Raw genomic sequence first — 6,442 nt, 5'->3', positions numbered from 1 at the left:
TATATAATTGGTGGAGAATACACAGTTTCTAAAAATATAGAAAGCAAACTAAAAAATCCACAAAGAATATCAGGTAGCACTAGAAATGAAACAAATGCAAAAGTAATAAAAGAGTTTTATAAAGGTTCTAATATAAGCAATCTATATGTTGCTAAAAATGGAATCAACAAACAAGATGATTTAATAGATGGTTTATCTGTTGGGGTTTTAGCTGGAAAAACTAAATCTCCTGTAATACTAGTAGGAAATTTACTAGACTATAGTCAAAAAGAACTATTTAAAACTATGAGATTTAAATCAGTAACACAAATAGGTGGAAATGGAAATGAAAATTCATTTAAACAAATTAAAGAAATAGCTTAATATTTTGAAAAGGAGATGTCTTAAAATAAAAATTTTAATAATCTCCTTTTCTACGTGATAATTATTCTTAAGAGTGATTCAATAAGATTAATTAGACTAATTTTAAAGGAGTTGAACTTAAAATTTGATTATAAAAAATCAAATTTAAGACAACTCCTTCTTTTTTGTTTATTTTCTATTTTTAGTCCTATTTTATTTTAAATTACTATTTTTAATCAGTTCCCAATCTCTTAGCTATAACTTGTTGTGCTATATTAACAGCATGGTCAGATATTCTTTCTAGATTACTTATTACATCTAAATAAATAACTCCATTTTCTATACTGCATAAGTTATTATTTAATCTATACATATGATTAGCTCTACAAGATTTCTCCATTATATCAACTTGCTCTTCAATTTTTATAACCTTACAAGCTAAATCCACATCATCAGTTCTCATTGACTCTAAAGCATAAGTATAGGCTGAAACAACTTTATTGTACATAACATCAAGTTCAGCTTGTCCTTCCTCAGAGAAAGAAATATTTGAATCTATTGCAACTTGAGATAATTCAGCTATATTTTTAGCATGGTCACCAATTCTTTCTATATCATTAACTGTATTAAATAAGGTGTCTACAACTTCTCTAGAATCATCATCTAAAGGTGCCTTTGAAAGTTTAAGCAAGTAATTTAAGATAGCTTTTTGTAAATCATTTATTAGTTTTTCACGTCTGTATGTCTTATCTATTTTTTCAGTTGAATGTTCTACTAACGCTTCCATAGATGCATTTAAACTTTCCTTAGCTTTTTCTCCCATACGAAGTGCTTCTTTTATCGTATTGGCAAGAGCTATAGAAGGAGTTTCTATCATTCTATCATCTATATATTTAATAGTCTTAGCTTCATCTTCATCTGCATCACCAGCTTTATCAGGAACAAGCTTAATGGCTAGTTTTATGATAACCTTTGTAAATGGCAGAAGTATTAAGACAGATATAATATTAAACAATGTGTGTGTATTAGCTATTTGTCTTGCAACATTACTTGGGTCCCAACTTGTAACTAAATTTACAATTGGTTTATTCAACAACACTAAGAATATTACTGTTCCCAAAACATTGAAGATTAAATGCATCATAGCTGCTCTTCGTGCATTTTTATTAGCGCCAATACTTGATAGCAATGAAGTTACACATGTACCAATATTTTGACCATAAAGAATTGGTAATGCTGCTGCCAATGGAATTAAACCTTCTGCTGCTAATGCAACCAACATACCCATAGATGCACTTGAACTCTGTATTATTGCTGTAATACCAAATCCTAATAATAATCCAAGTAGTGGATAATTACCAAATGTAACAAGTAAATCAGTGAACCCTTGATAGTCCTTTAATGGTTCAACTGCCATTTTCATAAAATCCATACCTGTAAATAATATCCCAAAACCTATAAGTATTTCAGCTATATTTTTTATTCTAGGTTTATTTCCAAATAAATAAAGTATAATACCTATACCTAATGCTACTGGAGCCATTCCAGTTAAATCAAAAGATACTAATTGGGCTGTAACAGTAGTACCTATATTAGCACCCATTATAACCCCTATTGCTTGTTTTAAAGTCATTATGCCTGCATTTACGAAACCAACAACCATTACAGTAGTAGCACTTGAACTTTGTATTACTGCTGTAACTCCTGTACCTACTAAAACTCCCATAAATAGGTTACTAGTAAGTAATTTTATTATCTTTTTTAATTTTGTCCCAGCAGATTTTTGCAGACCTTCTCCCATAAGGTTCATACCATATAGGAACAGTCCTAATCCACCCATTAGACTTATTATAATGTTCAAATTATTTCCTCCTTGTAAAGAGATTACTATATTTAAAAATTTTATAACCTATTGTATTTTATCAAATTATAGGAGTAGTAATGTTAAATTCATGTTAAATATTAAAAAATCATTAAGTTTATGTTAAATTTTTGTATTATTAGCATATTTTTGTATTATTTTTTCTGAACATTTTATACCATCTACTGCTGCTGTGACTATTCCACCTGCATATCCAGCACCTTCACCACAAGGATATAAATTTTTAATACTTATTGATTCCAAACTGTTTTCATCTCTTACTATTCTTATTGGTGATGATGACCTAGTTTCTACACCTGTTAAAACGGCATCATGCATTGCAAATCCATTTAATTTTTTATCAAGAGATATAAATGCTTCTCTCATAGTTTCCACCACAAAATTAGGCAAACATTCATTCAAATTTGTAAGCTTGTATCCAGGTTTATATGATGGTTCAACACTTCCTAAATTTTCAGAAGTCTTATTATTAATAAAATCTCCAACAAGTTGAACTGGTGCATTGTAATTTTCCCCACCTAATTCAAAAGCTAATTTCTCATATTTTTGCTGAAAATGAACCCCTGCTAGTGGATTATTACTATCAAAATCTTCTGGAAGTACATTTACTAGAAATGCACTATTAGCATTTATTTTATCTCTTGCATGCTCGCTCATTCCGTTTGTAACTATTTCAAAATCATTTGACGCAGATGCTATGACACTTCCTCCTGGACACATACAAAAAGTATATGCTGTTCTTCCATTTGAAACATGCTCTATAAGTCTATAATCAGCAGCTCCTAGTCGAGGGTGATTATAAAATTCCTTATACTGTGCTTTATTTATTAGGTCTTGAGGATGTTCAATTCTAGCTCCTATTGCAAATGGTTTCTGAATTATTTTTACACCTCTTGAATGCAACATCTCATAAGTATCTCTTGCACTATGCCCAACAGCTAATATAACTGCATCTGTATCTATTTTTTCACTATTATTTACAACTACAGATTGTATAGAATTATTTAACACAACTATATCTGTCACTTTTGAATCAAATTTAACTTGTCCACCTAGATTTATTATTTCATTTCTTATATTTTTAACTACACTTTTTAATATATCTGTACCAACATGTGGCTTATGTGAATACAATATTTCATCTGGTGCTCCAAACTGAACTAATTCTTCTAGAACTTTTCTACATCGTATATCTTTTATTCTAGTTGTGAGTTTACCATCTGAAAAAGTTCCTGCTCCACCTTCTCCAAATTGAACATTTGAATTATTTTTAAACTTTCTAGTCGTCCAGAAATCACTTATATCCTTGGTTCTACTATCAACATCAAGACCTCTTTCAAGTATAATTGGTTCATAACCCATTTGAGCCAAAATAAGCCCTGCAAATAAACCAGCTGGTCCACTTCCAATTACTAAAGGTCTATTATTCAATTTTTTATGACCCATAGCTACATTTACATATTTTACATCTTTTATTTTTGTTACGTCTTTTATATTTGAGCTAAGTATTTTACTTTCATCTCTAACTTCTACATCTACAGAATAAACAAATTCCATCTTTCCTTTTTTTCTAGCATCTATAGATTCTTTATATATACTATATTTTATTAAATTTTTTTCTTTTATTCTTAACTTCTTAAGTACAATATCTTTTAACAAAGATATATCTTTATCGATTCCAAGTTTTATATTAGATACCCTTAACATATTGTCTTCCTCTCTTAGATTGTAATATAAAAAAGCTAGGGTTACTCCTAGCTTTCTACAAATATAACTTCTATATTCTCTTTTACTAGATTTTCTACCCAAATTTCGTCTAGCACAAATTTCTTTATTTTGTCTACAATAAGTTCCTTATCCAAATCTTTTTTTAGATTTTTCACTAAAACCATTGCTTCAACTGATTTATTCAATCTTTCAACGTATAAAGAATTAACTTTAATTAATATAACCCTTAAGTCACATATATATAACTCTGCATTACCTAAAGTAATTTCATCATCGTATTTATATACACTAAATTCATATATGTTTTCATATGGTGTTATATTTTCTATACCAATAAACTCCATTAACTTATCCTCTTTTAGTTATAAGGCCTCTTATAACTTTCATGTTATTAAATACCTTTTCTAAGAAGTTCTCTGCTTCTTCATTATCCAAAAGATTTATTTCAAGATTTTCATTTTCTACAATATCTTTAGATTTGCAGTACTCTTTAGCAACTTCTACTAGTTCATTTTTTCTATCCATAGATAAATCGAACTCTTTATAGTCTATTATTATATATTGTTTAGTATCAGGTGATACACCATTATTATATCCTATTTCTATATGATAAATAACTGCATATATTTCTTCTCCGTCGTATACAGGTACTGCTGGGTTAGATTTTATAAAGTTTGTTGATACAGCAATTGCATTTCCTAAACTAAGACTCATTATTAATACCTCTTTCTACACATTATACATATATTATACTATAGATTCTTTATCTATGACTTAAAGCTTTTTATAATTAATTAAGATATTTTTAAATCTTTATATCTTTTTCCTAATGTACTAGAGCTTATATCATATTTTTTTGATATTTGAACTTGAGTTATAGGTTGTCCTGCTTCTTTCTTAACATAGTATTCAACCGCAGCTGCCCAACCACTTTCAGCTCCTTTTATATTTTCATGACTTTTCTTATATTCATTCCAGAACTCTACACATGCATCTATATTTTCTTTTTCCACATTTTCTTTAAGAGTATCTAAAACTTTACATTCTACTTCAGCTAATTCACCTTCTGAATCAACTTTTTTATTATTATTCATATCTCTTTCTCTTTTTAAATATTCAGCTATACTTGGGTCTAAAAGCTGTTGTATATATTTATATAATACATGTGTATGATAAATTAAGAACGTCTTCATATCTTTATATAAGTCTTTATATTGATTAAATAAATTCATAACATCATTTAAAATTATATCTTTAACTTCATTTGATATACTTATAGTTACATCTATTAATATATTAGTTCCTTCAACATCAATTATTCTAGCTATCATACAACTTCCGATTTTAAAGCTTCTTAGAAGTTTTACATCTTCTGTATAAAGCTCTTTCCCACTTAAACAATCTCTTAAAACTATTTTTCCTGTAGAAATTTCTTTTACTTCGTAAATGCTTACATAGGATTCAAATAAACTTTTTAATATTGCGATTTCTGATTGGCTTAGGTTTGCACCATTCTCTTCAAGAAATCCAACTGTCATGACCTTTTTATTTTCCATTATGTGGTCTTGTATTAAATACGTATTAAAAAATCTTTCGAACTTTTCATTTACAGTATCATTTTGCATTATATAAAACATTTCTTTAGCTTTTTCACATTCATCTTTGAATTTATCATGTCTTGAATAATCATATAATTTTGAATATAAATCTGTATATTGCTTTTGTGAAAGTTCAGTTTTTCTGCTTGCTCTTTCTGAAACAATATCTTTATTTAAACAACATTTCTTGTATTTTTTGCCACTTCCACAAGGGCATAGCTCATTTCTCCCTAACAATATGACTTCCACTCCCTTATTATTAAATTAAAGTACAATTTGTTATTATACCATTTTTTTATCAATCAATCTATAGTATAAGTAAATATTATCTCAAATTTACTTATATTTTGGTATAATATATTCACTTTAATTAGGATTTCGATAAAATCATTAACAATCCCTCTTACAGAAATGGATTATCGTAAAACTAATTCTTCTATAAAGTTTTATGAATTGATAATAGTTTTTTACTTTATCTATTCTTTTTTGTTATGTGACTCTAATTGTCATTTTACATTCTACAAGATTGTTTTTTTCTTGTTTATATTCGTTTGAAAGATTTTTGACCTCAAGATTACTTGTTTTTAATTTATTAATTTCTATTTTTTCAATTTTATTATGTAACTTTAAATTCTTCATTACGCCTTCAAGTTTCAACACATTTTCAAGTTGACCATTAACTTTTACTTCTAAATTAGTTTGTTTTTTATTATGATTGTCTAAGCTACTTTCTTGATTAATATATTCCACATTCACAATATTTCTCAATTCATTTTCTACTAATAACACTATATCTTTATTTGTTTTTTTATCTAAAAATGAATTATTAAAATTATTTTTTAATTCTGTATTACTATCTAATTCAACATTTTTTACATATCTATCATCTTCC

General features: G+C 27.6%; 7 protein-coding genes. 1 reads left to right on the top strand and 6 read right to left on the bottom strand.

The features are described 5' to 3' along the window. On the top strand, positions 1-363 hold a 363-nt coding region (locus KGF50_RS19670; protein ID WP_227849629.1), incomplete at its 5' end, for a cell wall-binding repeat-containing protein. A gap of 211 nt (positions 364-574) precedes the next feature. Here KGF50_RS19670 and KGF50_RS19665 read toward each other — a convergent pair. The 6 genes from KGF50_RS19665 to KGF50_RS19640 all read right to left on the bottom strand — a co-directional run. Further along, entirely contained in the window at positions 575-2,203 is a 1,629-nt protein-coding gene (locus KGF50_RS19665) for a Na/Pi cotransporter family protein (protein ID WP_227849628.1), read from the bottom strand. A 123-nt stretch (positions 2,204-2,326) separates the two neighbouring features. Then, on the bottom strand, positions 2,327-3,931 hold the full coding sequence (locus tag KGF50_RS19660) for an FAD-dependent protein (RefSeq protein ID WP_227849627.1): 1,605 nt from the start codon (positions 3,929-3,931) through the stop codon (positions 2,327-2,329). A 47-nt stretch (positions 3,932-3,978) separates the two neighbouring features. Beyond that, positions 3,979-4,296, bottom strand: coding sequence for a hypothetical protein (locus KGF50_RS19655; protein ID WP_227849626.1), 318 nt, complete (start codon positions 4,294-4,296; stop codon positions 3,979-3,981). Positions 4,297-4,300: 4 nt separating this feature from the next. Further along, on the bottom strand, positions 4,301-4,666 hold the full coding sequence (locus tag KGF50_RS19650) for a hypothetical protein (RefSeq protein ID WP_227849625.1): 366 nt from the start codon (positions 4,664-4,666) through the stop codon (positions 4,301-4,303). Between the two features lie 80 nt (positions 4,667-4,746). Further along, entirely contained in the window at positions 4,747-5,787 is a 1,041-nt protein-coding gene (locus KGF50_RS19645) for an SEC-C domain-containing protein (RefSeq protein ID WP_227849624.1), read from the bottom strand. Between the two features lie 252 nt (positions 5,788-6,039). Beyond that, the coding region (locus tag KGF50_RS19640) for a hypothetical protein (protein ID WP_227849623.1) at positions 6,040-6,442 on the bottom strand (403 nt) is incomplete at its 5' end.

The organism is Clostridioides sp. ZZV15-6598, from assembly GCF_020657705.1.
Lineage (GTDB): Bacteria > Bacillota > Clostridia > Peptostreptococcales > Peptostreptococcaceae > Clostridioides > Clostridioides difficile_F.
The sequence above is the reverse complement of the archived record's forward strand: the minus strand, read 5'-3'. Positions and strand labels throughout refer to the sequence as shown.